This window comes from Bacteroidota bacterium, from assembly GCA_041658205.1.
In the GTDB taxonomy this organism is placed as follows: Bacteria; Bacteroidota; Ignavibacteria; order UBA10030; family UBA8401; genus UBA8401.
In genome coordinates this window covers 504,619-529,578 of record JBBAAO010000002.1, presented here as the reverse complement: position 1 = coordinate 529,578, position 24,960 = coordinate 504,619, and the positions used below count along the sequence as shown (strand labels likewise).

At 43.5% G+C, this 24,960-nt stretch carries 28 protein-coding genes; 4 read left to right on the top strand and 24 right to left on the bottom strand.

The window, feature by feature from the left end:
- Nucleotides 1-9 precede the first annotated feature (9 nt).
- The 19 genes from recN to WDA22_14090 form a co-directional block, all read right to left on the bottom strand.
- Nucleotides 10-1,719, bottom strand: coding sequence for a DNA repair protein RecN (gene recN / locus WDA22_14180; protein MFA5834623.1), 1,710 nt, complete (start codon nt 1,717-1,719; stop codon nt 10-12).
- 81 nt (nt 1,720-1,800) lie between these two features.
- Nucleotides 1,801-2,592: an MqnA/MqnD/SBP family protein gene (locus WDA22_14175; GenBank protein MFA5834622.1), complete on the bottom strand. Its 792-nt coding sequence runs from the start codon at nt 2,590-2,592 to the stop codon at nt 1,801-1,803.
- Nucleotides 2,592-2,936: a 50S ribosomal protein L19 gene (gene rplS, locus WDA22_14170; GenBank protein MFA5834621.1), complete on the bottom strand. Its 345-nt coding sequence runs from the start codon at nt 2,934-2,936 to the stop codon at nt 2,592-2,594. Before rplS ends, WDA22_14175 begins: the two co-directional genes overlap by 1 nt.
- Nucleotides 2,937-3,027: 91 nt before the next feature.
- Nucleotides 3,028-3,699, bottom strand: coding sequence for a tRNA (guanosine(37)-N1)-methyltransferase TrmD (gene trmD, locus WDA22_14165; GenBank protein ID MFA5834620.1), 672 nt, complete (start codon nt 3,697-3,699; stop codon nt 3,028-3,030).
- Nucleotides 3,700-3,707: 8 nt separating this feature from the next.
- Complete coding sequence (gene rimM, locus WDA22_14160; protein ID MFA5834619.1) at nt 3,708-4,247, bottom strand: ribosome maturation factor RimM; 540 nt, start codon at nt 4,245-4,247, stop codon at nt 3,708-3,710.
- Nucleotides 4,237-4,467 carry a KH domain-containing protein gene (locus WDA22_14155; GenBank protein MFA5834618.1) on the bottom strand — a complete coding sequence of 77 codons (231 nt, stop codon included), beginning with the start codon at nt 4,465-4,467 and terminating at the stop codon, nt 4,237-4,239. Before WDA22_14155 ends, rimM begins: the two co-directional genes overlap by 11 nt.
- 54 nt (nt 4,468-4,521) lie before the next feature.
- On the bottom strand, nt 4,522-4,947 hold the full coding sequence (rpsP, locus tag WDA22_14150; protein ID MFA5834617.1) for a 30S ribosomal protein S16: 426 nt from the start codon (nt 4,945-4,947) through the stop codon (nt 4,522-4,524).
- Nucleotides 4,948-5,029: 82 nt separating this feature from the next.
- Nucleotides 5,030-6,355, bottom strand: coding sequence for a signal recognition particle protein (gene ffh / locus WDA22_14145; protein MFA5834616.1), 1,326 nt, complete (start codon nt 6,353-6,355; stop codon nt 5,030-5,032).
- Nucleotides 6,356-6,410: 55 nt separating this feature from the next.
- Nucleotides 6,411-7,295: an ATP synthase F1 subunit gamma gene (gene atpG / locus WDA22_14140; GenBank protein MFA5834615.1), complete on the bottom strand. Its 885-nt coding sequence runs from the start codon at nt 7,293-7,295 to the stop codon at nt 6,411-6,413.
- A gap of 5 nt (nt 7,296-7,300) precedes the next feature.
- A complete protein-coding gene (gene atpA, locus WDA22_14135) occupies nt 7,301-8,848 on the bottom strand; it encodes a F0F1 ATP synthase subunit alpha (protein MFA5834614.1) in 1,548 nt (515 codons plus the stop codon).
- Nucleotides 8,849-8,863: 15 nt separating this feature from the next.
- Nucleotides 8,864-9,415 (bottom strand): ATP synthase F1 subunit delta, encoded by a 552-nt coding sequence (gene atpH / locus WDA22_14130; GenBank protein MFA5834613.1) that lies wholly within the window; start codon nt 9,413-9,415, stop codon nt 8,864-8,866.
- The gene (gene atpF, locus WDA22_14125) at nt 9,415-9,900 is read right to left on the bottom strand and encodes a F0F1 ATP synthase subunit B (GenBank protein MFA5834612.1); all 486 of its coding nucleotides are present in this window, start codon (nt 9,898-9,900) and stop codon (nt 9,415-9,417) included. Before atpF ends, atpH begins: the two co-directional genes overlap by 1 nt.
- Before the next feature lie 61 nt (nt 9,901-9,961).
- Nucleotides 9,962-10,189 (bottom strand): ATP synthase F0 subunit C, encoded by a 228-nt coding sequence (locus WDA22_14120; GenBank protein ID MFA5834611.1) that lies wholly within the window; start codon nt 10,187-10,189, stop codon nt 9,962-9,964.
- Nucleotides 10,190-10,247: 58 nt separating this feature from the next.
- Nucleotides 10,248-11,177 carry a F0F1 ATP synthase subunit A gene (gene atpB, locus WDA22_14115; GenBank protein MFA5834610.1) on the bottom strand — a complete coding sequence of 310 codons (930 nt, stop codon included), beginning with the start codon at nt 11,175-11,177 and terminating at the stop codon, nt 10,248-10,250.
- A gap of 21 nt (nt 11,178-11,198) precedes the next feature.
- Nucleotides 11,199-11,591, bottom strand: a complete 393-nt coding sequence (locus WDA22_14110) for a hypothetical protein (protein ID MFA5834609.1) — start codon at nt 11,589-11,591, stop codon at nt 11,199-11,201.
- Complete coding sequence (locus WDA22_14105) at nt 11,569-11,823, bottom strand: AtpZ/AtpI family protein (protein ID MFA5834608.1); 255 nt, start codon at nt 11,821-11,823, stop codon at nt 11,569-11,571. The genes WDA22_14110 and WDA22_14105 overlap by 23 nt, the downstream gene beginning before the upstream one ends.
- Before the next feature lie 19 nt (nt 11,824-11,842).
- The gene (locus WDA22_14100; GenBank protein ID MFA5834607.1) at nt 11,843-12,202 is read right to left on the bottom strand and encodes a polymer-forming cytoskeletal protein; all 360 of its coding nucleotides are present in this window, start codon (nt 12,200-12,202) and stop codon (nt 11,843-11,845) included.
- A complete protein-coding gene (locus WDA22_14095; protein MFA5834606.1) occupies nt 12,202-13,095 on the bottom strand; it encodes a M23 family metallopeptidase in 894 nt (297 codons plus the stop codon). Before WDA22_14095 ends, WDA22_14100 begins: the two co-directional genes overlap by 1 nt.
- 103 nt (nt 13,096-13,198) lie before the next feature.
- A complete protein-coding gene (locus WDA22_14090) occupies nt 13,199-14,302 on the bottom strand; it encodes a glycosyltransferase (protein ID MFA5834605.1) in 1,104 nt (367 codons plus the stop codon).
- Between the two features lie 90 nt (nt 14,303-14,392).
- Here WDA22_14090 and WDA22_14085 point away from each other — a divergent pair, with 90 nt between their 5' ends.
- The 4 genes from WDA22_14085 (at nt 14,393) to WDA22_14070 (ending at nt 17,855) form a co-directional block, all read left to right on the top strand.
- Entirely contained in the window at nt 14,393-15,532 is a 1,140-nt protein-coding gene (locus WDA22_14085) for an aminotransferase class V-fold PLP-dependent enzyme (GenBank protein ID MFA5834604.1), read from the top strand.
- A gap of 138 nt (nt 15,533-15,670) precedes the next feature.
- Complete coding sequence (locus WDA22_14080; protein ID MFA5834603.1) at nt 15,671-16,588, top strand: alpha/beta hydrolase; 918 nt, start codon at nt 15,671-15,673, stop codon at nt 16,586-16,588.
- A gap of 114 nt (nt 16,589-16,702) precedes the next feature.
- Nucleotides 16,703-17,083, top strand: a complete 381-nt coding sequence (locus tag WDA22_14075; protein ID MFA5834602.1) for a hypothetical protein — start codon at nt 16,703-16,705, stop codon at nt 17,081-17,083.
- A 4-nt stretch (nt 17,084-17,087) separates the two neighbouring features.
- Entirely contained in the window at nt 17,088-17,855 is a 768-nt protein-coding gene (locus WDA22_14070) for a hypothetical protein (GenBank protein MFA5834601.1), read from the top strand.
- Nucleotides 17,856-17,860: 5 nt separating this feature from the next.
- Here the strand turns inward: WDA22_14070 and rlmD are convergent, their stop codons facing one another.
- From rlmD to WDA22_14045, 5 genes are all read right to left on the bottom strand, one after another.
- Nucleotides 17,861-19,282, bottom strand: coding sequence for a 23S rRNA (uracil(1939)-C(5))-methyltransferase RlmD (gene rlmD, locus WDA22_14065; protein ID MFA5834600.1), 1,422 nt, complete (start codon nt 19,280-19,282; stop codon nt 17,861-17,863).
- A gap of 77 nt (nt 19,283-19,359) precedes the next feature.
- Entirely contained in the window at nt 19,360-20,469 is a 1,110-nt protein-coding gene (locus WDA22_14060) for a D-TA family PLP-dependent enzyme (protein MFA5834599.1), read from the bottom strand.
- A 56-nt stretch (nt 20,470-20,525) separates the two neighbouring features.
- Entirely contained in the window at nt 20,526-21,791 is a 1,266-nt protein-coding gene (dgt, locus tag WDA22_14055) for a dNTP triphosphohydrolase (GenBank protein ID MFA5834598.1), read from the bottom strand.
- 90 nt (nt 21,792-21,881) lie between these two features.
- Entirely contained in the window at nt 21,882-22,769 is an 888-nt protein-coding gene (locus WDA22_14050) for a DMT family transporter (GenBank protein MFA5834597.1), read from the bottom strand.
- Between the two features lie 97 nt (nt 22,770-22,866).
- Nucleotides 22,867-24,846 (bottom strand): ABC-F family ATP-binding cassette domain-containing protein, encoded by a 1,980-nt coding sequence (locus tag WDA22_14045; GenBank protein MFA5834596.1) that lies wholly within the window; start codon nt 24,844-24,846, stop codon nt 22,867-22,869.
- Nucleotides 24,847-24,960: the final 114 nt, after the last annotated feature.

Sequence of the window (24,960 nt, the reverse complement as noted above, 5' to 3'; positions counted from 1 at the left end):
AACTCTTTGTTACTTGATCCCCATCAGCTCACGCGCACTTTTCAATCCAGCTTCCGTCACTTCTGCTCCGCTCATTAACTTGGCAACTTCGCGGATACGTTCTTCTGTTTCCAGTTTTCGCAATCGCGTAGAGGTTTTTTTATTCGCTTCAATTTTTTCCACGGCAAAATGCGTGTCGGCAAGGCCGGCTATCTGAGGTAAATGGGTGATTGCAATTACCTGGTGATGCGTAGAGAGTTTTTTCAATCCTAATCCGACCGCCTGACCGATTCTACCACTGACGCCGGTGTCAATTTCGTCAAAAATGAGTAACGGAGTTTTGTCCGAACTTGCCAGTGCTCCTTTTAAAGCAAGCATAATGCGGGAAACTTCGCCGCCGGATGCCACTTTCACCAACGCCTTGGGATCTTCGCCGACATTGGTTGATATAAAAAATTCTACCTGATCCACTCCGTTTGTGCTTGCTTCAAACAATTGTGAACCGATTTTCACTGCCAACATGTGATTAGATGAATCGGCAATCCGTTGCTGAATGGAAGTAACAAACTGTGCTTTTGGAATTCCCAGTTCGCCAATTGAAGAGAGAATCGCTTTTTCAAATTTCTTTGCAGATTCTTTGCGACGCGTTGTAAGAACATTTGCTTTTTCACCGCATGTCTTTCGCAATGCATCAATGTCTTTTTCCAGCTTGGCAATTTCACCTTCAAAATTCTCCGCAAACTTAAACTCATCTCCAATCTTTGATCGAAACTCTATCAACAGATCAATTGTACCGCCATATTTTTTCTTCAAGAGCGATAATGCACCAAGTCGTTCGCGAATTTTTTCAAGACGATCCGGATTAAATTCAATCCGTGAAGAATAATGTTGAACGTGTTTTGAAAGTTCATCAACAATCACTTCGGCGGAACGCGCTTCATTCACCGATTCGGCAAATGATTGATCGATCTCCGCCAATTGCTCTACCATCTTCCGTGCTTTTACCAAACTATCCCGTGCAGAATTTTCTGCTTCATACAATAATTGGTAAATACCGTTCGTCAACTCGCTCAGCTTTTCTGTATTCTCCAAAATCTTCAGTTCGGATTCGAGATGCTCTTCTTCGCTCGGCTGCGGATTCACCGCATCGATTTCTTTGATCTGAAATTCATAGAGAGATTTTTTTGCCTTTAATTGAGACTCTTGCGCCTGTAACTCTCTTTTCTTTGAAGTTAATTCCGAAAGTAATCGATAGGTGTTGCGATAATCTTCAATCGTTGTTTCATGTCCCCCAAAATCATCAAGAAAATCGATATGCGTTTCCGGATGTAGTAGTGATTGATGTTCGTGCTGTCCATGGAGATCCACAAGAGCATCACCGATTTCTTTCAAAAGGGAAACAGATACTGGAGAGTCATTCACAAAACAACGGCTTTGTCCTTTGCCGGTCAATTCGCGGCGAATAATCAATTCTTCCGTGATATCATTCTCACTGGAACGGAGAATCTCTGCGACTTGAGGATTCATTTTGATATCGAAGAGTCCCTCCACGATTGCTTTTTCTGCACCGGTGCGGATCATCTCCGTACTGGCACGTTCACCCAACAGCAATCCCAGCGCATCAATCAAAATGGATTTTCCGGCACCTGTTTCGCCGGTAATGATGGTTAATCCGGAAGAAAAATCGACGGAGATTTCTTCGATAAGCGCGTAGTTTTTGATGAGGAGGTTTTTCAGCATTGACCCAAATTACACTGAAAAACGATCAGTTTCAACGAAGATTTACAATTTGAATAACAAAGATGAAGGAATTCAATTGATCTATTCAGCAAAGTTGATTTCAGGGATGTCCGGAAGCATACCATAATAAAATGCCATTCTAAAAAACTCATCCAGAGAAGTCTTGGACAGATCGTCAAATCCATAGAAAAAGTGCGAGAGATAGTTTTGGAGCAGATCAGCCGGAAGTTTGGCTTCTGCAGACGTTTCTTGAGCAATGGATTCGAGCGAGTTCCTTCCCGCTTCCTGCGAAGCAAGAAGTAATGCACTGATATTTTTGGAGAATATTTCACTCCGAGCAATGCAGATGGTATGAACAAACGGGAGTTCGGTAATATCATTCCATTCGTCGACAATGTCGATAAACGGATGATTGCTGTTCACTGTCAACAACGAATCACCGGAAACAAGTGCACAATCCGCCTTTGCAAGCATTTCATCGATCGATCCGATCACTGGAATAATCGCCGGTTCGGAATCATATTTTTCTCCGAGGACGATACGCGAAAGGACAACATCCGTAGTCGACACGTTACCAACGGCAAGCGTGCGAATCAGCGGTAGATTTCTCCGCAAGTAGAGTCGCGCCACACTGCTCTCACCGGATGATGCAACACCGATGCCAGGGTACAGAATCATACCCGAACTGTTCTGTGCAAAATCGATCGGAGGAACAAATGCAACATTCCGTTCGTTGCTCATCAATCCATCGATATGTGCGGAAGGTGTATCAAACAAAAGTTCCCCCGAAAAATCGGAGGAACGTTTGAGTGTTCGATACAAAGGTTGTGTGAAGAGTTCGCGAAGCGCTCCAACTCGAACCAATCTACCCACTAATTTGAACCTGTCTTTTGACGAATCTGTTTCGCAGCCATTCCGCGCAGATAATAGAGTTTTGCACGGCGCGCGTGACCTTCTTTTACCCGTTCGATTTTTGCAATACGGGGTGAATGAAGCGGGAAGATTCTTTCCACACCGACACCGTCGGAAATTTTGCGAACAGTGAATGTTGCTCCCATTCCTTCACCGCGGCGTCCAATAACAACACCTTGATACTGCTGAATACGTTCTTTATCCCCTTCAACAACGCGCACGTGCACGTTCAGTGAATCTCCCACTTTGAAAGCCGGAATTTCGGACTTCAAGAACGCTGCTTCCACTAATTTGATTTTGTCCATACCTACCTCGTTAATTTGTCCCGATGTTTCAGGACGATGATTGAATAATGTATTTTACTTTTTCAATTTTATTGTTGCAATGTTCACCAATTTATAACAAATCTTTTCTCCGATGATGCGTTTTCAATGTCCGTTGTTTCTCTTTCCACTTCGCCACTTCTTTGTGGTTTCCTCCAAGCAGAATCTCCGGCACTTTCATTCCCCGGAATTCCGGAGGTCGAGTATAACTAGGTGCATCGAGCATTCCGTCCTGAAACGAATCTGTTAACGCTGATTCTCCATCACCAATTGCACCCGGAATTAATCGTATAAGAGCATCGGAAATCACCATCGCCGCAAGTTCTCCTCCCGTCAGCACATAATCCCCGATCGAAATTTCCTTGGTAATTAATATCTCACGAACTCTCTGGTCGATCCCCTTATAATGTCCGCAGAGAATGATCAGATTTTTTTTCAGCGAGAGATCATTCGCCATTTTCTGGTTGAACTTCTCACCATCCGCCGTTACATATATGATTTCATCATACGTCCGTTCGGACTGTAGCTTTTCCACACATTCAAAGATCGGTTCGGGTTTTAGGATCATTCCCGCTCCTCCGCCGTACGGAGGAAGATCGATAATCTTATGCTTGTCGTGCGCATAGGAACGAAGATCGTGCACAACAATCTCCGCGAGTTTCTTTTCCTGCGCTCGCTTGAGAATACTTTCCGACAGCGGACTTTTTAACAACTGCGGAACCGCCGAAATGATATCGATTCTCATACGCTCACTCACAACATTTCACCTGTAAACAATCCATCCGGCGGACGAACAACTATTTCTTTCTTTTCCACATCCACATTCACAATAAACTCACGCACTGCCGGCAGCATCACATATCCCTGCCTCGTCTTCACCGTGTACACCATCTGTGCGGGATACGCATCAACCGAAGTCACCGTTCCGAATTTCTTTCCTCCTTCACTAAGCACTGCACAGCCAATCAATTCATCAATAAAGAATTTTTCCTTCGGAAGTTCTTTTCTAAACGATTCTTCGACGAAGAGATACTTACCACGGATCTGGTCAGCTGCTGTTTTGTCATCGACCCCACGCAGCTTCAGATAAATATCATCACCGCGCATCTTCACCGATTCGATCTCGCAAGGAACGACATCGCTCTCATTTGTACCGAGCAATACATTTTCCAATCGTTCAAACTCATCGATGGTACGCGAAAACGACTCGATTTTCATCTCGCCGCGTACTCCGAAAATCTTTCGGATCTGTGCAACCGCACGAAGCGGCTGCTGATGCTGTTTAGTCTTCAACTTCTAGGATAGCCCTCTTGCCCGATTTTGCCGCTACAGCACTGAGCAGCACTCGCATTGATTGCGCCGTGCGGCCCTGCTTGCCGATGATCTTGCCGATATCGACTTGAGCAACTTTGATCTTAAAGATAACCTTGTTGTCTTTCTCCTCTTCCGTAATTTGGACAGAATCAGGATTGTCAACAAGTTGCTTCGCAACATATTCAAGGAATTCGCGCATATCTGCCTCCTGTGTTTGTTCGAGAAGACGACGTTATCTACGATGATACCTTATTTATGCCTGAGCCGGTGCTGCTTCCGTTGTTGCTGCCGGTGCAGACGCTTTTTTCTTCGCAGCTTTACGACGTACTTTTTTTGCAAGCTCTTTTTCACGTTTTAAGGATTGCGAAGCTGACCATTTTTCAAATTCCGCTGCGATCGTTGCTTCATCTTTCCCTTTTTTCTTCAACGTCCATTTTAACATGATCCCTTTTCGGCTGAGAAGATTCTTCACCGTGTCGGTCGGTGTTGCGCCAACACCGAGCCAATACATGATGCGGGTTTCCTTCAGGTCGATCGTCATCGGATCGGTAGTAGGATTGTATTGACCCAGTTTTTCGAGGAATCGTCCGTCACGTTTGTACCGTGAATCTGCTGCCACGATGCGGTAAATCGGCTGTTTCTTTTTGCCACCGCGTTGTAATCTGATTTTTACTGCCACGAGTTGTTACTCCTTTTTTACTGCTGTTTGGTTATGTATTTTTTATTTATTTACAAATTCTTTTTTTGTCGTGAAGCATTGCTTATCGTCCCAGTCTCTGACCCATCATCTTTGCAAAACTCTTTCCTTTAGAAAAATTCCGCATCATCTTCTGCATCTCCGTAAACTGAGTCAGCAATTTATTCACTTCCTGAATTGTTGTCCCGCTTCCGTTTGCAATTCTTTTCCGACGTGAACCGTTGATGATACCTGGATTGTCGCGTTCCTCTTTCGTCATTGAAAGGATGATCGCTTCAACATATTTTAATTCTTTATCATCAACATCATTCAGGTTTCCCAGCTTGCTTGCTCCCGGAATCATCGACATCACTTGCGAGAGTGGACCCATTTTTTTAATCTGCTGCAACTGCTCGTAAAAATCCTGCAAGGTAAAGGTCGCTTTCACGATCTTCTCTTGCATCTTTTCTGCCTGTTTCTGATCGAAGGTCTGCTGAGCTTTTTCTACGAGCGAAACAATATCGCCCATGCCGAGAATGCGTGACGCCATCCGGTCGGGATAGAATTGCTCAAGCGCATCCATCTTTTCGCCGACACCGACAAATTTAATCGGTTTGCCGACTACAGTTCTAATGGAAAGTGCTGCACCGCCTCGTGTATCGCCATCAAGCTTTGTCAGCACTACGCCGTCATAATCCAACCGGTCGTGAAATGCTTTTGCCGTGTTGACGGCATCCTGTCCGATCATTGAATCGACAACAAACAAGATCTCGTGCGGTTTCACTGCCGCCTTGATGTTCGCAACCTCGTTCATCATCTCTTCGTCGATTGCTAATCGACCGGCAGTATCGATAATGACCACATCACGTGCATTTTCTTTAGCGTATGGGATCGCTTTTTTCGCGATCTCGAGAGCTGTGTTCGTTCTACTGCTGAAGACCGGAACGTCAATCTGCTGTCCTAATGCGATCAATTGATCAATAGCCGCAGGCCGATACGTGTCCGCCGCAACAAGCAGCGGCAATTTTCCTTTACTTTTCAGATAGTATGCAAGTTTTCCGCTGAATGTCGTCTTACCGGAACCTTGCAAACCCGCAACCATAATCACAGAAGGAATTTCAGACGAAATCGTAATCTCCGCTTTCGCGCTTCCCATCAACTCTACAAGTTCATCAAAGATGATCTTGATGATCAGTTGACCAGGTGCAACGTTGGTGATGACGTCTTGACCAACTGCTTTCTTTTGAACATTGTCAATGAACGATTTTACAACATTGAAATTGACGTCGGCGTCTAGCAATACTCGACGAACTTCACTCAACGCTTCAGCCGTATTCTCCTCGGAGATACGATGCTGACCACGAAGTTTCTTTAACGCTCCGTCTAATTTTTCTGTAAGTGTTTCAAACATCTAAAAACAATGGATAATGGAGAATGAATAATGGATAATCATCCATCAAAAAATATTAACTGGCTTTCTTAAGTGCTTCAGCGCCGGCAACAATCTCGAGCAATTCTTTCGTAATTGCCGCTTGACGGGCTTTGTTATAGTTCAATTGTAATACTTTAATCAAGTCGCGTGCATTCGTTGAAGCGTTTTCCATTGCCGACATTCGCGCGCCGTGTTCCGCAGCGTTCGAATCGAGCAGTACGCGCCACACTTGAAAATTTAGATGTTTCGGTATCAACGACGATACGATCTCATCACTTGTCGGTTCAAAAATATAGTCGGTTGACTGCAATTTTTTATCGACTGTTTGCTGTTGTACAATCGGCAGGAACTGTCCGATAGTCAATTTTTGCTGCACCGCATTCTTAAATTCGTTCGAGATGATTTCAACTTTGTCATATTCACCCTTCACAAATCCGTTGACAATTTCGCCGACGATCGTCTTTGCTGTATTAAAATTCATCTGATTGTATACGCCGATATGCTTGCCGATCACTTCATAATCACGCTTGCTGAAAAAATCAAATCCCTTTTTACCGACGCAAATCAATTTTACTTTTCCCGCTTTGTTCATCTCTGCGTAGTTGGTCTTAATATGATTCACCGCCGCTTTGATAATATTGCTGTTGAATGCACCGCACAATCCGCGATCTGCCGTAACAATAACAATGGCAACGGATTTTACTTCACGTGCTTCAAACTGCGGATACTTCGTCACATCCACTTGGCCGGAAAGATAAGAAAGAAGCTCCTGCATCTTCCGTGCATATGGCCGGGCAGCAATAATTGCATCAGTCGCGCGGCGGAGTTTTGCCGCAGCCACCATCTTCATTGCTTTGGTGATCTTCTGTGTACTTTTAACGCCGCTGATCCGCTGGCGTATTTCTCGTAGTGTCGCCATGAGGATTATGCCGCTTTAAACGTTGACATGAATTCTTTTGTGATGGATTGAATTTGTTTTGCCACATCGTCCGCAAGGTCTTTTTTCTCGGCAATCGACGTCAGCAGCGCTTTGTGTTTCAATTCGAACATCTGTAGGAATTCTTTTTCAAACTGTTGAATGCTGTTCACCGGCAATTCATCTAACAATCCGTTTGTTCCGAGATAGATCATCACGACCTGTTTCTCAACCGGCAACGGAACGTACTGTCCCTGTTTCAATAATTCCACAAGGCGAGCACCGCGACGCAACTGCTGTTGAGTTGATTTATCCAGATCGGAACCGAATTTTGCGAATGCTTCCAGCTCGCGGTATTGCGCCAGTTCCAGACGCAGACGTCCGGCAACTTTTTTCATCGCTTTAATCTGTGCATTACCACCGACGCGGGATACCGAGATACCGACGTTGATAGCGGGACGCACACCAGCGTTAAACAAGTTTGGTTCAAGATAAATTTGACCGTCTGTAATAGAGATAACGTTTGTCGGAATATAAGCAGAAACGTCACCAGCTTGTGTTTCAATAATTGGCAGTGCTGTTAAACTTCCGCCTCCTTCTTCATCGCTCAATTTTGACGCACGTTCTAACAAGCGTGAGTGAAGATAGAACACGTCACCGGGATACGCTTCGCGTCCTGGCGGACGACGTAACAATAATGAAACCTGTCGATATGCTGCAGCCTGTTTTGAAAGATCATCATACACCACCAATGCATCACGGCCGTTATCGCGGAAAAATTCTCCCAACGTTGCACCGGAATATGGTGCGACGAACTGCATCGGCGCCGGATCGCTGGCATTTGCCGCGATCACAGTCGTGTAAGCCATTGCTCCTTCTTCTTCCAATTTACCAACCACTTGAGCAACTGTTGAACCTTTTTGTCCCACCGCAACATAGATACAATAGACAGGTTTAACACCTTGTTTCTTTGCCTCTTCGGTGTGTGTGTATTTTTGATTGATGATGGCATCGAGTGCAACCGCGGTTTTTCCCGTCTGGCGATCGCCAATAATCAACTGACGCTGTCCGCGTCCGATCGGAATCATACCATCCACAGATTTGAGTCCGGTCTGTAATGCAACCTTCACCGGTGCGCGCTGAATAACGCCGAGTGCTTTCCGTTCGATCGGAGAAAATTTATCTGTCTTAATCGGGCCCCGTCCATCGATCGGTTGACCAAGTGGATTGATAACTCGACCAAGCATTGCATCGCCAACAGGCATTGAAGCAACACGGTTTGTACGTTTTACTGTATCGCCTTCTTTAATCTGTGTGTCGTCGCCGAATAAAATACATCCAACGTTATCTTCTTCAAGATTGAGCACCATTCCAAAAACATCGTTCGGGAACTCAACGAGTTCGCCTGCCATACATTTGGAAAGTCCATACACGCGAGCAATACCGTCACCCACTTGGAGCACGGTTCCAACATCATATATATCTACTTCTTTTTCGTATCCTGCTAATTGTTTGCGGAGTATCGAGGTTATTTCATCAGGTCGAACTTCAGCCATTGTCGTTGTTCCTTATCAATTATTTAACGAACCTTGTTTTAATTTCATTTTTAAAATTTCCAACTGGCGCTTTACGCTGCCATCGAGCACCGTGTCGCCGACACGCGCCACGAACCCGCCTTTGATCGACTTGTCGAGACTGAACGTGATCTCAACTTTTTTCTTTGTCATTGTTTCCAGCTGCTTTACCAGATCTTTTTCCTGTTTTGTGGAAAATTCTATGCTGGTCTTCACACTCACACGGACAATTCCCAGTTGTTCATCGCGCTGGACAAAATACTGTGCAAGAATTTCCCCGAGAACATTTTCTCTCCCTTTGACGACGATCTGATCAAGATATCCCATGACCAGTTCACCGACTTTCTTCTTGAACACATCCCGCAGAATTGCCTTCTTTTTCACTTTCGGTACAACCGGACTCGCTAGAACGTTGCGTAATTCTTTTGATGCGTCAATCGCATTCTTCACCACCATTAGATCGTCGGCGATTGCATCGGATTTTTTCTGTTCATTGGTCAGCTCCATCAAAGCGGAGGCATACCGTGCTGCTATTCGTAGATTGCTCATTAGTTATTCTGTAATTGTTGAAGCACCTTATCAACCATTTTCTTCTGTTTCGCTCCGTCGAGCGATTCATCAAGAATTTTTTCTGCAACGCTGATTGAAAGATCGGCAACTTCGGAACGTAATTGCGCCATCGCCGATTCTTTTTCACGACCGATCTCATCTTTGGCTTGATCCATCATCTTCTTTGCACTTTCGTTTGCCTTGGCAACAATATCGTTCTTCAATTGTTCTGCCATGGCACGGCCTTCGGCGATCAAGCGTGCCGTTTCAGTGCTCGCTTTTTCCATCGCAATCTTATTTTCCTGCATCATACGCTCAGCATCTTTTTTTGCTTCTTCCGCTTTTTTGAGCGCACCGGCGATCTCTTGTTCACGCGCTTGAAGCGCCTGCAGGATTGGTTTCCAGGCAAATTTTCCAAGTACCATAACCAGCAACGCAAAGGTGATCATGGTCCAAATGATTAATCCGGGATTAATATCTAACATAGGATTCTCTTCTACTCAATAATGAATGCAGGACGGGAGATACCCCGTCCTGCGTTAAAAATTACTTTGTTGCAAGAATAATGCAGATTGCCAAAGCGAAAAATGTCGCACCTTCGATGAGCGCTGCTGCGATCAACATTGATGTACGAACTTGACCTGCTGCTTCGGGTTGACGTCCGCTTGCTTCCATTGCTGCTGCTGCAAGTTTACCGATACCGAGACCTGCGCCGATGATAGAAACGCCAGCACCAATTCCTGCCGCTAAGTATCCAAGACCGAGTGATTCCATTGTTATATCTCCTGTTAATGTTTTGTAGATGAATGAAGTATGTGCTTATTTAATTGAATTAATGTTCGTGACCGTGTGATTCCGTCTGCATGCCAAGTCCCATAAACAGCGACGTCAGCATTGTAAAAATGTATGCTTGCAGGAATGCGACGAATAATTCCAGCATGTAAATTCCGAGCGCAAAAACGACCGAGACCGGTGCAACCGCCAGTGACTTAAAGACAAAAATCAATCCAATGAGTGCAAGAATAACAATGTGCCCGCCGGTCATATTGGCAAAAAGACGAATGCAAAGTGCAAACGGTTTTGTAAAGAGACCCAACACTTCAATTGGTATCATGATCGGCCACAATGCCCAATGGACGCCGCCGGTAAGATGCGCCAGATAGTGACCAAAACCTTGCGCACGGATCGCTGAAATCTGAATCATAAAAAATGCAATAATCGCTAATCCCGCAGTTACGCTGACATTACCTGTTGCCGATGCGCCAAACGGAATAAGCCCAAGCAGATTCATCACCAAAATGAAGAAAAAATTTGTGAGTAGATATGGAAGATACTTCAATCCCCCTTTGCCCATATTGGGCACAACGATCTCGTCGCGGACGAAGACAACAAAAACTTCAATAAGGTTGCCAAATCCTTTCGGGACTTTGTTCTTCAGATTTTTTCGTGCGACCAGTGTCAATGTCACCACCAGAAGTACAGCTGCAAGCCATAAAAACACAACATGTTTCGTCAGCGATAGGTCCATGCCGAACAGGTCGAAATGCGGAAGTTCCAGATGGCTGATCGGGTGTTGCAGATCAAACGTCGGATATTCTATCTCGCGGGAATCGTAGATGTGATGAAGCAACTGAGTAAACAGATTTTCGTCGCCACCGTGGACTGCGCCACCGGCGTGGGCGGATGAATCTGCGACTGCGTGAACAGTGTCAACAGCTGCTTGATGAACTTTTTTTTCTGATAAGAGGATCCAAGAAAACACGTTGCACCTGCAATAGCTAAATTATGAATTCTGAACTTTTTTATGAATGTATAATACTTCCATTGTCAAAAAAATGATATACATGACGAACAACGAACCAACTACCGAGATCGAATGAAGTTTTAATAAACCAACACAAATCAGCAGCAATCCCACCATCACGAACAATCTCAACACAATCCCGCCCAACACAATTTGAATAAATGTGGTGTACGATTTATTCAGCGAAAACTGTATCACAATATAACCGATCAGCACATTGACAAGACTGAGAACAACTCCCGCTACCACCCCAACAATCACCTGTTCCGATCCAAACTTCATCAACGGATAGTAACCGAGTCCGCCAACCAGAACAAGCACCGCGAAAATTTGCACAAGAAATTTCAGATCAAACTTTATTGCGGCGCTCATGTTCCTCTTTATTGCTTAATGCTATTACCTCGCGGAAAAAATGGATCATCCCTCCCGTAAAGCCGATCACAATTCCTGCAACCATCAACCACGGCTTTGTTCCAAATTGTTCATCGGCAAATTTTCCGATAAAGAGAAACAGCACAACCGCTGCCGCTATCTGCAGCCCGAGCGTCATATATGGCGCGGCAGTCTGCAAAATTCCGCTTATTTTTTCCTCTTCGGTTTTCATAGAAGAGATTGCGGTGTCATTAGTAATTCTGTCCTGTCGGACGGATTTCCGTCATCGTCACTTTCCCGTCGAACACCGCCCCTTCATCAATAACAAGCTTCGATGCTTTCACATCGCCGCGCACAACCGCTTTTCCTTCCAGCACTAATTTATCTACCGATGTGATATTCCCTTTCACTTTGCCGCCGATGGTAACACTTCGTCCGGTAACAACTCCTTCAACTTCACCTGTCACTCCAATGGCAAGATTTTCCGCCGCGTGCACTTCACCGGTCAATTTTCCGTCTATACGGATACTTCCTTGGGTCCGGATTTTTCCTTCAACGGTAGTTCCTGCACCGATGAGGTTCAAATTTTTTAACGAAGTGTTGTCTGCCATTAGAGTTCGCTCGCAATCAAATAATCGTTTGGGTTTTGTGCTTTGCCGTTATTCCATACTTCAAAATGCAAATGGGGACCAAAACTTGTCCTCCCGGAATTTCCCAACAGTGCAACTGGTTCCCCCCGTTTTACAAACTCCCCTACTGTCTTTAAAACACTTTGATTGTGTTTATACATTGTCAAATATCCGCCGCCGTGTGAAACCATCAGAGTATGTCCATCATCGGCAGTGTATCCTGAAAATACTACATATCCATCCGCCGCAGCCACGATCAACGATCCGATCTTCCCCGCATAATCAATCCCCAAATGTCCTTTTTCTGATTCGAATCTCCGTGAAACATATCCAACGGCAGGAGCGATGATCGGAAACTCCGCACGAAATGTCGCTTCGTTTTTTACATTGAGCGCAGGACGATACGTTATTTCGGTGGATGGAACAGATTGAACGGGAACATTTTGTTTTGTCTCTAAAATGTTCGTAACCGCTTTATCATTTTCCGACAATAATGAATTGACAGCACCAACATCAAAGGTGCTGTCATCGGGTACCTTTTGCTGACCTAATGCATTGCGTAACTTGTTATTATATTCGCGCAGAACGAGAACTTCGCTGGAAATTCTGTTCAATCGCTTTTGAACTTCGAACAGATCAGAACCATAACGCTTCTGCAACTGTTCTTCCGACATCGGAAGGAGCAATCCCGCGGGTGTATATACGATCGTCGCTACCGTCAGCGATGCGATCAACACAACTATTCCTACACACACGAGCACTATCGTCAATACAGAGGCTTTGAAGGATTTAGTCGAACCGGTATCTCCCTGCGGAATCACCACAATTTCAAACGCATTTTCCTTTGATGTGTGATGATCGCGCTCAGATGGCATTCGCCCTCCCACAAAGCATGTGACTTGATACTAAATTGGACTTCAAATGTAAAAAAAAAGTGGTAGAAATGCAACGGAATTTTACGGGTGTGGTAACGGCAAGTTATTGTCTGTTAAGATGTTGCCGTACTTTTTCGTCAATAGATTGCTTTATTTTCTGCCTGAAATTGCTGCGGGAAAACTGAAGGGCGTGGCGGCGGATATCGGAAGGATTAAATTTGATTAATGAAATTCTTTGTAATGCATCTTGGAGCGAATCCTTCGTTTGCTGATTAAAAAAGAGGCCCGTTTTACCATCAACGATTGTCTCCAACGCTCCACCCCGACCGAACGCAACAACAGGTTTACCGCTCGCCTGTGCTTCCAATGGAACAATACCGAAATCTTCAACTCCCGGAAAAATCAACGCGGTACATCGTGCATATAATTGAGCAAGTTCATCATCGCTTTGCCAGCCGAGAAATTCGATGTTTGGGTTTGCAACTGATCGTAATTTTTCACTTTCCGGACCTGTACCGGCTATGACCAATCTTTTTCCATTCTCATTAAATGCTTCCACGGCAAGATCAACACGTTTATATGGAACAAGAGCGCTCACAATTAAATAAAAATCTTCTTGTACTGAGGAAAGCTGAAATTGTTCTGTATCAACCGGTGGATAGATCATTTCGGCGTCGCGGGAATAATGACGGTGAATTCTTTTACGGACTTCTTCGGAAATTGCAATAAAATGCGTTACGTTTGACGATGTCTTCACATCCCACCAGCGAAGCATCGGGGCAATCATCATCATTGCCATTCGCGTAACCATTCCCGCTTTCCCTTTTCCGAAATACTGATCATACATATCCCACACGTATCGCATCGGTGTAAAACAATAACAGATGTGCAGCGCACCGTTTCTAACACGAGCGTTTTTTACAACGGCATGACTGGTGGAAATGATAAGATCATACTCCGAAAAATCAAATTGCGCAACGGCAAATGGAAACAGCGGAAGGTATTTTCTGTATTGTTTCTGCTTCGCTGGAAGTTGATCGATAAACGAGGTGATGATCCGTTTTGATTCAATAGCCGGAGACATTGATCCTTTATTATGGAGCAACGTATAAATCGGGGCATCAGGATACAATTCGCACAACACTTCAAGACATTTTTCCCCCCCACGCATTCCGGTCAGCCAATCATGGACTAAGGCAACTTTCATGCATTAATATACAAAACTTGATGCGCGGACAAAAATAGTTTTTGATTCAGCACCTTGCATCACTTTTGACTGCTGTTTATATTAAAAAGAATGATAAACCTCCCCGAAAAATACCGATCGTTATTTCCCCATCTGAAAACGGGAAAACTCTGGCTGAACCACGCCGCAATTAGTCCATTAAACAGCCGTACAAAAAATGCAATCGATCAGTATCTAAAAAACCGTTCCGAAGGAACCGTCGACGATTTTCCGCAGATTGTCCAGATCAGCAATAATACAAAACAACAGATCGGAACAATCATTCATGCATCACCGAAACGGATTGGGTTCGTAAACAATACATCCGATGGACTCAACATTTTAGCCAACGGAATCGACTGGAAGAGTGGCGATAGAATTCTTTTAAATGATATGGAATTCCCATCGAATGTCGTTCCATTCCTGAACCTGAAACGGATTGGTGTAGAAATTGATTTTATTAAAAATCACGATGGTGAAATTTCTTTGGATGATATTGAAGCAGCAATCACTCCGCGAACGAAAGTGTTATCGATCAGTTTTGTTCAATTTCTTTCCGGATTCAAATGCGATCTTCCGAACATTGGTGCGCTGTGTAAACGAAAGAATGTCATCTTCTGCGTTGATGCCATTCAGGGAGTCGGATCAACACCCATTGACGTGATTGAATCGCACATCGATTTCCTCTCGTGCGGCGGGCACAAGTGGATGCTTTCCATGATGGGAATAGGGTTTATTTATCTCACAGAAGAGATGCAGTCGCGAATCCAACAACAGTATGCGGGATGGACTAGCAACAAGGATTATTTTACGAATCTTTTTGACTATCGCTTGGATTTCGACGACTCTGCAAGACGATACGAGAATGGTGCACAAAACAACGCAGGAATTGTTGCTCTGGGTGAATCAGCAGCGTTGTTGAACGAAGCAGGAATAAAAAATATTCATTCTCATCTTCTCTCCCTTACCGATATGGTGATGGACTTTGCTGATCGCCATCGCATTGAACCTATAACTCCGAGGGAACATCGCAAACGAACAGGAATCGTAACATTGAAAATACCGAACGCTGAAAAAGTATTTCAAGAATTGAATCTTCGAAACATTATCGTTTCATTGCGTGAAGGAAAGATCAGAATCTCGCCTCATTTTTACAATACAACCGGCGACATAGAAAGAGTTTGCGAAGCGATTAAACATATTATTTTATAAAAAAGTGGCTTCGAGCAGAATGAACAATCATCTTCACATGAGTCCTTCCCAAAGGGACGCTTCGTGTCGCACCTGAGAAAATCCGTAAAAAAGCGGACAGATCCATCATATTTTTTTCTTTGTATTGTTTTTATCAACATGAGTATTCTTCTTATTATCATCTTTGCTCTTCTGACGTTTTTGCTGACCTGTTCTGCTCTGGTCTTCGTGATCGGTCCGATTATGTTGCTGCATCCTAGAAGACGCGGTGAAAATTTTTATCTGAGCAAAGGATTACCGATCTCTCCGTCCCAACTTGGACTTACGTTCGATGATTTTCGATTTACGGCAAGCGATGGCGAATCTCAATTGAGTGCATGGTTTATTGCCGCAGAAAAACCTGTCGGAACAATTATTTACCTGCACGGCGTTGCAGATAATAAAATGAGCGATTTGTTGCTGGCAAAAGTATTCCACGACAATCATTTCCATGTCTTGATCTATGATTCACGAGCACACGGCGAAAGCGGAGGACGATATTGTACGTATGGCTATCATGAAAAATACGACGTGCAAAAAGCAATCGATGAAGTGAGGAAGATTGGTGCAGAGAAAAAAATTGTTGTGGGAAACATCGGTGTCTTTGGGACCTCCATGGGAGCGGCCATCGCATTACAAGCTGCAAGTATTGAACCACGCATTAGAGCGATTGTAGCCGAAGCAGCATTTGCAACGCTTCGTCAGATCACCGTTGACTATCAAAAGCGATTGATGCGTCTGCCGTGGCATTTTTTGCGCAACATTTCTATGAAGCGGAGCGAAGTGATCGCCCATTTTAAACACCGTGAGGTTTCTCCTCTAGCTGCAGTTTCCAAAATTCACGCACCGATCTTTTTTATTCACGGCATTGAAGACAAGTTTATCAAATATCAGTACACACAAGAATTATATATCGCTGCCAATGAGCCTAAAGAATTATGGTTCGTTGCGTCAGCAAGACACAGTGATGTGCATGATATCGGTAAAAAAGAGTATGAAGACCGCATTGTGAAATTCTTTACAAAATATCTTTGTTAAAAGCCCTTCTTGTTCTATGTGTTTCCACTCACACTCTTCATCTGTTTATACTTCCGTTGTTGATCTTGATAGTAATATTCTTTTTTTTATTGTAGAACTTTTTCCGGAAATTTTATGAACCAGAAAATAATGATTCTTTTGGTATCCGTGCTGTTCGGATCATGTGGATTAAATGAAATCGAAAATATTCCTTCCAATTCTTGTGAATTGAAACAGAACCGTCCAAATCCTTTCATCGATACCACATTGATCGAATATGTCATTCCGCCGCTTGAATCTTCTCCACCACACATTCGAATTTGTGTTTATAATCGTTTTCATGATCGAGTTACAGTGTTACGAGACAGCATCAGTCATCCTGCCGGTGCCTTTTTGATTGGATGGAAACCGTACAATAATCATCCCTCGGGAATGTACTACGTAGAACTTCAGCAAATCACCGGTATCTTTCAAAAAAATGTCGTCTTGAAACGAATTGCAACATTAAAGAATTAATTCCATGAGAAACACTCTCCTCGTTATTGTTTTCATGCTTATGATGTTTGTCTCAAACTCCGTTGCACAGGCATTGAAGGATACAACAAAAACATATCCACAGTTTAGACTTGCGTTCATCTATGGCATCTCTAATGATAATTTGCAGAAAGAGAATATCGACAGTCATACACAAGTCAATGATGTAGACAATCAAGGAGTCGCCCAAAACGGCAATCAGTATCAGCAATTTTCCGACGTGACAAAACCGTTCGAAGAGTTAACAATCACATTTACGGCCCGACCATTGAACGATTATAAATTATTGATCCTGCGTGTCGGCAGGATGCAAAATGATTATAAATACACGTATATCTCTGAGGAAGTGAATAGTTCATCAACAGTTGTCGGATCGCTGCGAACTGAAATTACTGAACAATACACCGTTTATCCGTTATCATTCGGTTTTGGTGTGGCCACCCATAATCATGTTGCGCAGATTCAAGCAGAATTTATCTACGCGCTCGGTTATATGAACGAAGAATTTGCAGTCACAAACTCAAACAAAATCCGGACAACATCTTCGAACAACTATCATTCGGAGACAATGGGATATCGGTTCAGCGCACAGTTGAACATTCATTTTCTACCAACAGTGTCAGTGCATCTTGAAGGGGGGTATCGAGTATTAGGATTTAACGGATTTGCAAACACCGTTACCGATAAAAATGTCGGTCTAGATTTTTCGGCAGGCGGAGTGTTCTTTCACAGCGGACTCGCCATCGGATTTTAGAATTATCAAGCCAAGACTAATTTCACCACACATTCTATATGATATGTGTGTGGGAACATATCCACCGGCTGCACTTTCTCAATCTTATATCCGTCCTTGGCAAGCATTTGTAAGTCTCGAGCAAGTGTCGCGGGATTGCAGCTGACGTAGACGATTGTTGGCACTTTCATTCTTCCCAATTCTTCCACCGCTTTCGGATGCATACCGTTGCGGGGCGGGTCGACAATAATCACGTCGGGTTGTGCATATCGTTTTCTCCACTCGACATCTTTTGTCAATAAATCTTTCAAATCTCCGGCGATAAATTCGCAATTGGTGATACCGTTTAACTCGGCATTTTTTCGGGCATTTTGGATGGAACTTTCTACCAATTCAATCCCAATCACCTGCTGGACAAAATCGGAAATATAAATTCCGATACTTCCTGTTCCGCAATAGAGATCGTACACAACATCAGTCGGTTTGAATGCAGCAAAATCTTTTGCAATGGAATAAAGCCGTTCCGCCTGTTTTGTATTTGTCTGAAAAAAGGAATTCGCTGAAATCTGAAACAGATGTTTTCCCAGTTTATCGTGAATAATCCCATCGCCATAATAATGTTTTTCATATTCACCGACCGCCACTTGCGATTTTTTCTTCGTTATATTGTTGATGATGGTAGTAATCTCGGGGAATTGTTTTTGTAATTCGGCAGAGAGTCGTTCCATCACTTCAGGGGAATCTTCAAACGAAACTACGTTTACCATTACATCGCCGGTATTCTTCCCTTCACGGATAACAAGATTACGGAAATATCCGGTTTCAGAGTCAGGTGAAAAGGCGGGAATAGTGTTCTTCAATGCAAACGCTCTAACCTCATTCAAAATTCCAGTGCTCAGTTCAGATTGCAGAAAACATTCGTCGATGTTCAACACTTTATCCCAACGCTGAGGCACATGAAAACCAACCGCAAAATTATTTTCAATACCTTCGCGAACCTGTAGATCGGCAATATCCTTTTCGGTCCACCACGGTTTGTCGCTGAACGAAAACTCCAATTTGTTCCGATAGTAGAAGATATCATCTGAACCGATAATTGGTTCAATCTGCAATCCTTTGAATCCACCAATCCGTTCAAGCGCATCGGCAACATGCTGCTGCTTATATCCCAACTGTGTCGCGTATTCAACATGCTGCCACTTACAGCCACCGCACACGCCAAAATATTTGCAGCGGGCGGCAGTCCGTTGAGGAGAAGGAGTGACAAGTTCGACTAACTTCGCTTCGGCATATTTCTTTTTGGATTTATAAACTTTTGCTTTTACCACATCGCCGGCTATGGCGCCGTCAACAAAGACGACCATCCCATCAATGCGGGCAACACTCTTCCCTTCAAATCCTGTCGATTCGATGGTCACTTCAATAATGTCGTCTTTTTTAATTTCCATAATTTCTTTCAATGATTGAAACACAAGGCAGATCTATTGATTTTCTCTGTGTCCTATGTGCCTATGTGGTAGTGCTATTAAAATTCTAATTTTTTATCCCTTGCAATAATTTTCCACTCACCGACGATCGAATTTCCTTCGGCTACAGTAATGCGTTCGTACAACGCAACAGTCGGACAAATATGTCTTGGCACTCCGTATAACACATCGCCCGGTGAATACCTTTTGGAATCCGGAACTTCCAACACTAAATGTTCTTCGCTATGTGCTGCCGGAACAGCATCCGGAGCGTTCAAAAAGTGGACCCGCGGCTGTGGATTTTCCGATGAAACAGATTTGTAGCCAAGATCAACCGTAATTGTTTTATCATCGACAATGGAGATTACTCTTGTCAAGATCAACACTGCATAATCGAACGGCGCTTCCGGCATCATCTGTTTGTATCCGAAATCCCAAAAAACAAATGTTCCGGGACTGCATTCAACACCTTCCCTAACAGCATGCGCAGAAAAAGTTGTCGAACCTCCCGCAATGATCGTCATTTTTTGATGATATTTTTCCTGTACCAGATTTAAAAGCTCGGTCACTTGCGCGAATCCTTCATCACTTCTTTTTTTTCTCACCACCGGATCGGGATTATTAATCTGTCCGTCATACACATGAAATCCTGCGACATGAATTTCTGGAAATTTCTTGAGTGAATTGATTAGCGCTTCGGCATTTGCAGGTGTAATTCCCGTACGGTTCATACCAACATTCAAATCAATATACACATTGATAATTGAAGAGAATGCGTGAAAGATTTTTGAAATATGTTCCGCTGCCTGAACATGATCAATCAAACAAGAAAACTGAGAATTGGGATATCGCTTCACAATCTTCAGTAAACGATTGATTTTAGGGCCGACTGGTTGATAGGCAAGAAGAATATCGTGGGCTTCAATCGAGCCGAGCATTTCGGCTTCAGCAATAGTGGCACATTTGAATTTCGAGATCCCCTCCTCCATCATCATTCTGCACACTTCCGCAATTTTATTCGTCTTCACATGAGGTCGAAGCAGTGAAACATCTTTCACCGTACGGACACATTGCCGGATATTATTTTTGACCCGTTCTTTGTATAAGATCAACGATGGAGAATCAATACTTTCGACATTGCTAATGTTATACCATTGTTCATTTCCCATGATAAAGCCTTATACAATTTTTTCTCTGTGACCTTAGTGTCTTTGTGGTTTGTTTTTTAAATCAAATCTACCATCGAACCAAACTCTGGATCGAATAAGCGTTTGTATGTTCTAATAGCAAAACCATCGGTCATTCCGGCGATATAATCGCAGAGCAATCGAGCACGGTGGTTGGTGTCCGATGCAGTGCTGAAATTTTGCTCCACATATTTTGGGAGCAGGTTCAATTCAAATTTTTCTTTTCCAAGATAATTATCCGCAAACGTGTCGAAGATTCTCTTTAAGAGGTAATCCCCCTTTTTTTCCAACTGGTGAAGCTGTGGGGAAAGAAAAACCAGATCGAGCGAAAGTTGTTTGAACATTTGCGATTCTTTTTTTGCTTTTTCATCGATCACAAGATTAAAACGGTACCGATTCGTTTTTCCACTCATCACATTTATTGTTTCCACAACGCTGCACGATTCAATATATTTTCCGATTTTGCTGGAGAGCGAACGTTCAACGCGTCCCTCCTTCATAGCATCAAACAGTTTCTTCAAACTCAACTGCAGATCCTCGTCGAACTTCTGTGATTCCGCCCAGCGTTCAATCTTCTGCTGTGTGATAAATCCGGAATGAATCCCGTCGGCAACATCATTCAATGAATAGGCGACGTCGTCCGACCAGTCCATAATCTGACATTCAATGCTGCGAAAATAATCCCTTGTCTTTCCTGCTTCAATTTCTTTTGTGATATCAACGCCTTCAAAAACAAAATCGAGAAACTGTTTTTGCTCATTATAGATGAAGTGATTTTTCGGATTGTTCAATTCACCGTAGAACGTTTTATATTTCAACACGCCATCCAAAAATGACCGAGTAGGATTCATTCCCTTGCGCGAAACTTTATCGGAATAAACTGTTTCCGTAAGCAACCGAAGCGTTTGTGCATTCCCTTCAAATCCTCCATATTGTCTCATCACGTTGTGCAGTGTCCGTTCTCCCGCATGTCCGAACGGCGGATGGCCAAGATCGTGAGAAAGACAGATTGCTTCCACAAGATGAGAATCGATATAAAATGTATCAGAAAAGAATGGACTCTTCCGCTGCAAGTATGAACAGATAGCTCTACCAATCTGCGCAACTTCTAATGAGTGCGTGAGCCGCGTCCGGTAAAAATCGTATTCTCCGGAAAGAAATACTTGTGTCTTTGCTTGCAGTCTACGAAACGAAGCAGTGTGAATGATCCGATCCCGATCTTGTTCAAACGGTGTCCGATAGTCGTTCTTCCGTTCATCTTCGCGGCATTGCGTGTCGAATGAATTGTAAAATGTGTTGTTCATAATTAAAAAAATATGGAGCTATTAGCTCTTGGCTTTTAGCTATTAGCATACATACAAAAGCTAATAGCCAACTGCTAACAGCCGCTTTTCCTACACTCCTTGCGCCCTGTTCCGCAATTGAATTCTTGCGACAAAAAATGTGGTTGGAATGGTAATCAATAAAATGCCGATGATCGTTTCAAGGCTGAATGATCGATCCCAAATTATAACATCAAACACCGTTGCAAATGCAACCTGCGCCAAGCCGACGGTGGAATTTTGTGCAGGATTTCCAAGCATATACGCTCGCGTCATAGCAAGCTGTGCGGCTGTTCCCGTTAATCCGATCCCAAGCAATTCACCAATCACCGGTAAGGTATATTTCTCCCCTTCGAATAAATGAGGGAGCGAGGGAATCAAAACAACAAATGTGATAACGCTTGCGACCCCGGTAAAATGTGCAACAACGGTTGTGGGATGAAGTCCTTTTGTGCGATGCAAATTATAAACAGCAACCGCTGCAAACAGTGCTTGAAAAATTCCCACAACAATAGCAAAGTTTCCCTGATCGAAATGCGGCTGCTGAATAAAATAGACACCGGCGATTCCACATAAGATAGAAATAAGCACCGAACGATGGATCGGTTGATTCGCCACAAAAGCAATAATGAGCGCCATCCAAATTGGAACAAGGTTCACAAGAGACGTTGCTTCGGCCAGGGGAAGATTTGCAAAAACGTAGAAAGTACAAAGAATAGAGAGCGAGCCGACAATACTTCTCCACCATAACGACGAGGGAACATCGAAGAACATTAACGGTTTTTTTGTCAAATAGGCAAGGATGAGGACGAAGATAAAATTGATAAACGCGCGTGCAAATCCGGTTATGCGCCAGTCGAACGTATCTTTCAGTGAATGTGTAAACGCTCCCATCAACGCAAAGCAAAACGCACTGAAGAGCATCCAACCAAGAGCAGAAATATTTTTGGGGTTAATCATTCGATCAATGGAGAATGGATAGTGGAGAATGAAGAATCACAATCAAACTTTTTTGGCTTCCATTCATCATTCTACATTCTTCATTCTGCATTATCATTTATTCTATTTCTGAAGAAACTTTTTCCCACTCTTCCATCAACACATTCAGTTTTTTCGTGACAGCATCATATTCTGCCGAAATGGTTTTTGCTTTCAACGGATACTTAATGTACTCTTCGCCCGCCATTTTCTTTTCCAACATTGCTTTCTGCTCTTCAACAGCAGCGATATCTTTTTCCACTTGTTCTAATTTTTTCTTTAACTGATGTAAATTTTTCCTCGAATGCTCTGTTTCACTTTTAACTTTTGACTTCTGATTTTCTTCACTCTTTGCATTGACCGCGACCTTTTCAGCATTTCTCTTCTCCGCCTTCAATTGTCCATTGTCAATTGACAGTTGTTTCTTTTCCACTTTTTTCTTCGCGATATAATCGCTCACGTTACCGAGGTATGTACGGACACCGCCATTCGGAGAAATCTCCAGCACTTTGTTAACGATCGTATCCAAAAATGCGCGATCATGCGAAACGATCAGATACGTTCCATCGAATTCTTTGAGAGCTTCCTGCAACACTTTTTTGGAACGCATGTCCAAATGGTTCGTCGGTTCGTCCATAATCAGGAAATTGGCTGGAGCAAGAAGCATTTTCGCCAATGCCAAACGACTCTTTTCTCCGCCGGAAAGAACTTTCACTTTTTTGAAGACATCATCTCCCTTAAAAAGGAATGATCCCAGAATAGTCCGCAATCTCATACGAATTTCCCCATCTGCAACTTCATCCACTGTCTGCAGCACCTCTTTGTTCGGACTCAATTCATCCGCCTGATGCTGCGCGAAGTACGAGACGATTACATTGTATCCTTCTACCCGCTCGCCCGACTGAAATGGCTCCACTCCCGCAGCAATCTTGGAAATGGTAGACTTTCCTGCCCCGTTCACGCCAACGATAGCAATGCGGTCTCCCCGTTCAATTGTATAGGTGAGATCTTCATACACAACTTTCTCCACACCCACTTGTCCATCCGATGATGGATATGTTTTGTGAATATTCTTCAGTTCCATCACCACACGGCCGCTGGATTGCGCCTGCGGAAAATGGAAATGGATCTCATCCTCTTCATCTTCGATCTCAATCAGTTCCACTTTCTCCAATTGCTTCACACGACTTTGAACCTGTCTTGCTTTACTTGCTTTGTAACGAAAGCGATCAATGAACTCCTGCGTCTGCTTTAATTGGGATTCTTGATTCTTTTTCTGGTTCATTGCGAGCTCTTTGCGGATTACTCGTTCTTTTTCATAGAATGAATAATTGCCCGAATAGATCTCCATATTACCAAGCGAAAGAGCACAGGTTTTTTTCGTAAGTGAATCGAGGAATGCACGATCATGCGAAATAAGCATAATAGCGCCGTTATAATTGCGGAGATAGTCTTCCAGCCATTGTAAGGATTCGATATCCAAATGGTTGGTCGGTTCGTCCAATAGCAAAACGGAAGGCTCTTTTAATAATAATTTTGCCAGCGCAATACGCATTTGCCAGCCACCGCTGAAAGCGCGGACGTTCTTCTCCATATCCTGCATCGTAAATCCAAGACCCATCAAAACGGTTTCGATTTTCGACTTCAAACGGTAAGCATCTGCTTCTTCCTGTTTGTGCTGTAGTTCACCGATAATTTCAAGCAGTTCCAAATATTCTTCAGAAGTATGGTCTGTTACCGCAAGTTTTTCGTATGCTTCGCCCAGTTCCTGCTCAATCAGTAACACATCTTCAAATGCAGACTCCACCTCTTTATAAAGAGAGGCGTCCGAATCAACCACGGCATCCTGCGGAAGGTAGCCGACCGAGACAAATCGCGCTTTGTTCACGCTTCCTTCCATCGGCGGATTGATTCCGGCAATGATTTTCATCAGTGTGGATTTGCCTGCGCCGTTGCTGCCGACAAGACCAATGCGATCGTGAGGATTGATGGTGAAAGAGATATCGTCGAACAAGTAACGTTCGCCAAAGTTTACGGTAAGATTATTAAGAGAGAGCATCGATTAACAGACGACAGATTTCAGATTGTGAGATTACAGATAACAATAAAAACTTGAATTATTTTTAAAAAGCAAACCACATAGGCACATAGAAAAGGGCAAATCCCGCTAAAA

Coding starts and splice junctions, on each gene's coding strand:
- recN (MFA5834623.1), bottom strand. CDS start 1,719: ATGCTGAAAAACCTCCTCATCAAAAACTACGCGCTTATCGAAGAAATC.
- rplS (MFA5834621.1), bottom strand. CDS start 2,936: ATGGACAAAATCAAATTAGTGGAAGCAGCGTTCTTGAAGTCCGAAATT.
- trmD (MFA5834620.1), bottom strand. CDS start 3,699: ATGAGAATCGATATCATTTCGGCGGTTCCGCAGTTGTTAAAAAGTCCG.
- WDA22_14155 (MFA5834618.1), bottom strand. CDS start 4,467: ATGCGCGAATTCCTTGAATATGTTGCGAAGCAACTTGTTGACAATCCT.
- ffh (MFA5834616.1), bottom strand. CDS start 6,355: ATGTTTGAAACACTTACAGAAAAATTAGACGGAGCGTTAAAGAAACTT.
- atpG (MFA5834615.1), bottom strand. CDS start 7,295: ATGGCGACACTACGAGAAATACGCCAGCGGATCAGCGGCGTTAAAAGT.
- atpA (MFA5834614.1), bottom strand. CDS start 8,848: ATGGCTGAAGTTCGACCTGATGAAATAACCTCGATACTCCGCAAACAA.
- atpH (MFA5834613.1), bottom strand. CDS start 9,415: ATGAGCAATCTACGAATAGCAGCACGGTATGCCTCCGCTTTGATGGAG.
- atpF (MFA5834612.1), bottom strand. CDS start 9,900: ATGTTAGATATTAATCCCGGATTAATCATTTGGACCATGATCACCTTT.
- WDA22_14120 (MFA5834611.1), bottom strand. CDS start 10,189: ATGGAATCACTCGGTCTTGGATACTTAGCGGCAGGAATTGGTGCTGGC.
- WDA22_14110 (MFA5834609.1), bottom strand. CDS start 11,591: ATGAGCGCCGCAATAAAGTTTGATCTGAAATTTCTTGTGCAAATTTTC.
- WDA22_14105 (MFA5834608.1), bottom strand. CDS start 11,823: ATGAAAACCGAAGAGGAAAAAATAAGCGGAATTTTGCAGACTGCCGCG.
- WDA22_14100 (MFA5834607.1), bottom strand. CDS start 12,202: ATGGCAGACAACACTTCGTTAAAAAATTTGAACCTCATCGGTGCAGGA.
- WDA22_14095 (MFA5834606.1), bottom strand. CDS start 13,095: ATGCCATCTGAGCGCGATCATCACACATCAAAGGAAAATGCGTTTGAA.
- WDA22_14090 (MFA5834605.1), bottom strand. CDS start 14,302: ATGAAAGTTGCCTTAGTCCATGATTGGCTGACCGGAATGCGTGGGGGG.
- WDA22_14085 (MFA5834604.1), top strand. CDS start 14,393: ATGATAAACCTCCCCGAAAAATACCGATCGTTATTTCCCCATCTGAAA.
- WDA22_14080 (MFA5834603.1), top strand. CDS start 15,671: ATGAGTATTCTTCTTATTATCATCTTTGCTCTTCTGACGTTTTTGCTG.
- WDA22_14075 (MFA5834602.1), top strand. CDS start 16,703: ATGAACCAGAAAATAATGATTCTTTTGGTATCCGTGCTGTTCGGATCA.
- WDA22_14070 (MFA5834601.1), top strand. CDS start 17,088: ATGAGAAACACTCTCCTCGTTATTGTTTTCATGCTTATGATGTTTGTC.
- rlmD (MFA5834600.1), bottom strand. CDS start 19,282: ATGGAAATTAAAAAAGACGACATTATTGAAGTGACCATCGAATCGACA.
- WDA22_14060 (MFA5834599.1), bottom strand. CDS start 20,469: ATGGGAAATGAACAATGGTATAACATTAGCAATGTCGAAAGTATTGAT.
- dgt (MFA5834598.1), bottom strand. CDS start 21,791: ATGAACAACACATTTTACAATTCATTCGACACGCAATGCCGCGAAGAT.
- WDA22_14050 (MFA5834597.1), bottom strand. CDS start 22,769: ATGATTAACCCCAAAAATATTTCTGCTCTTGGTTGGATGCTCTTCAGT.
- WDA22_14045 (MFA5834596.1), bottom strand. CDS start 24,846: ATGCTCTCTCTTAATAATCTTACCGTAAACTTTGGCGAACGTTACTTG.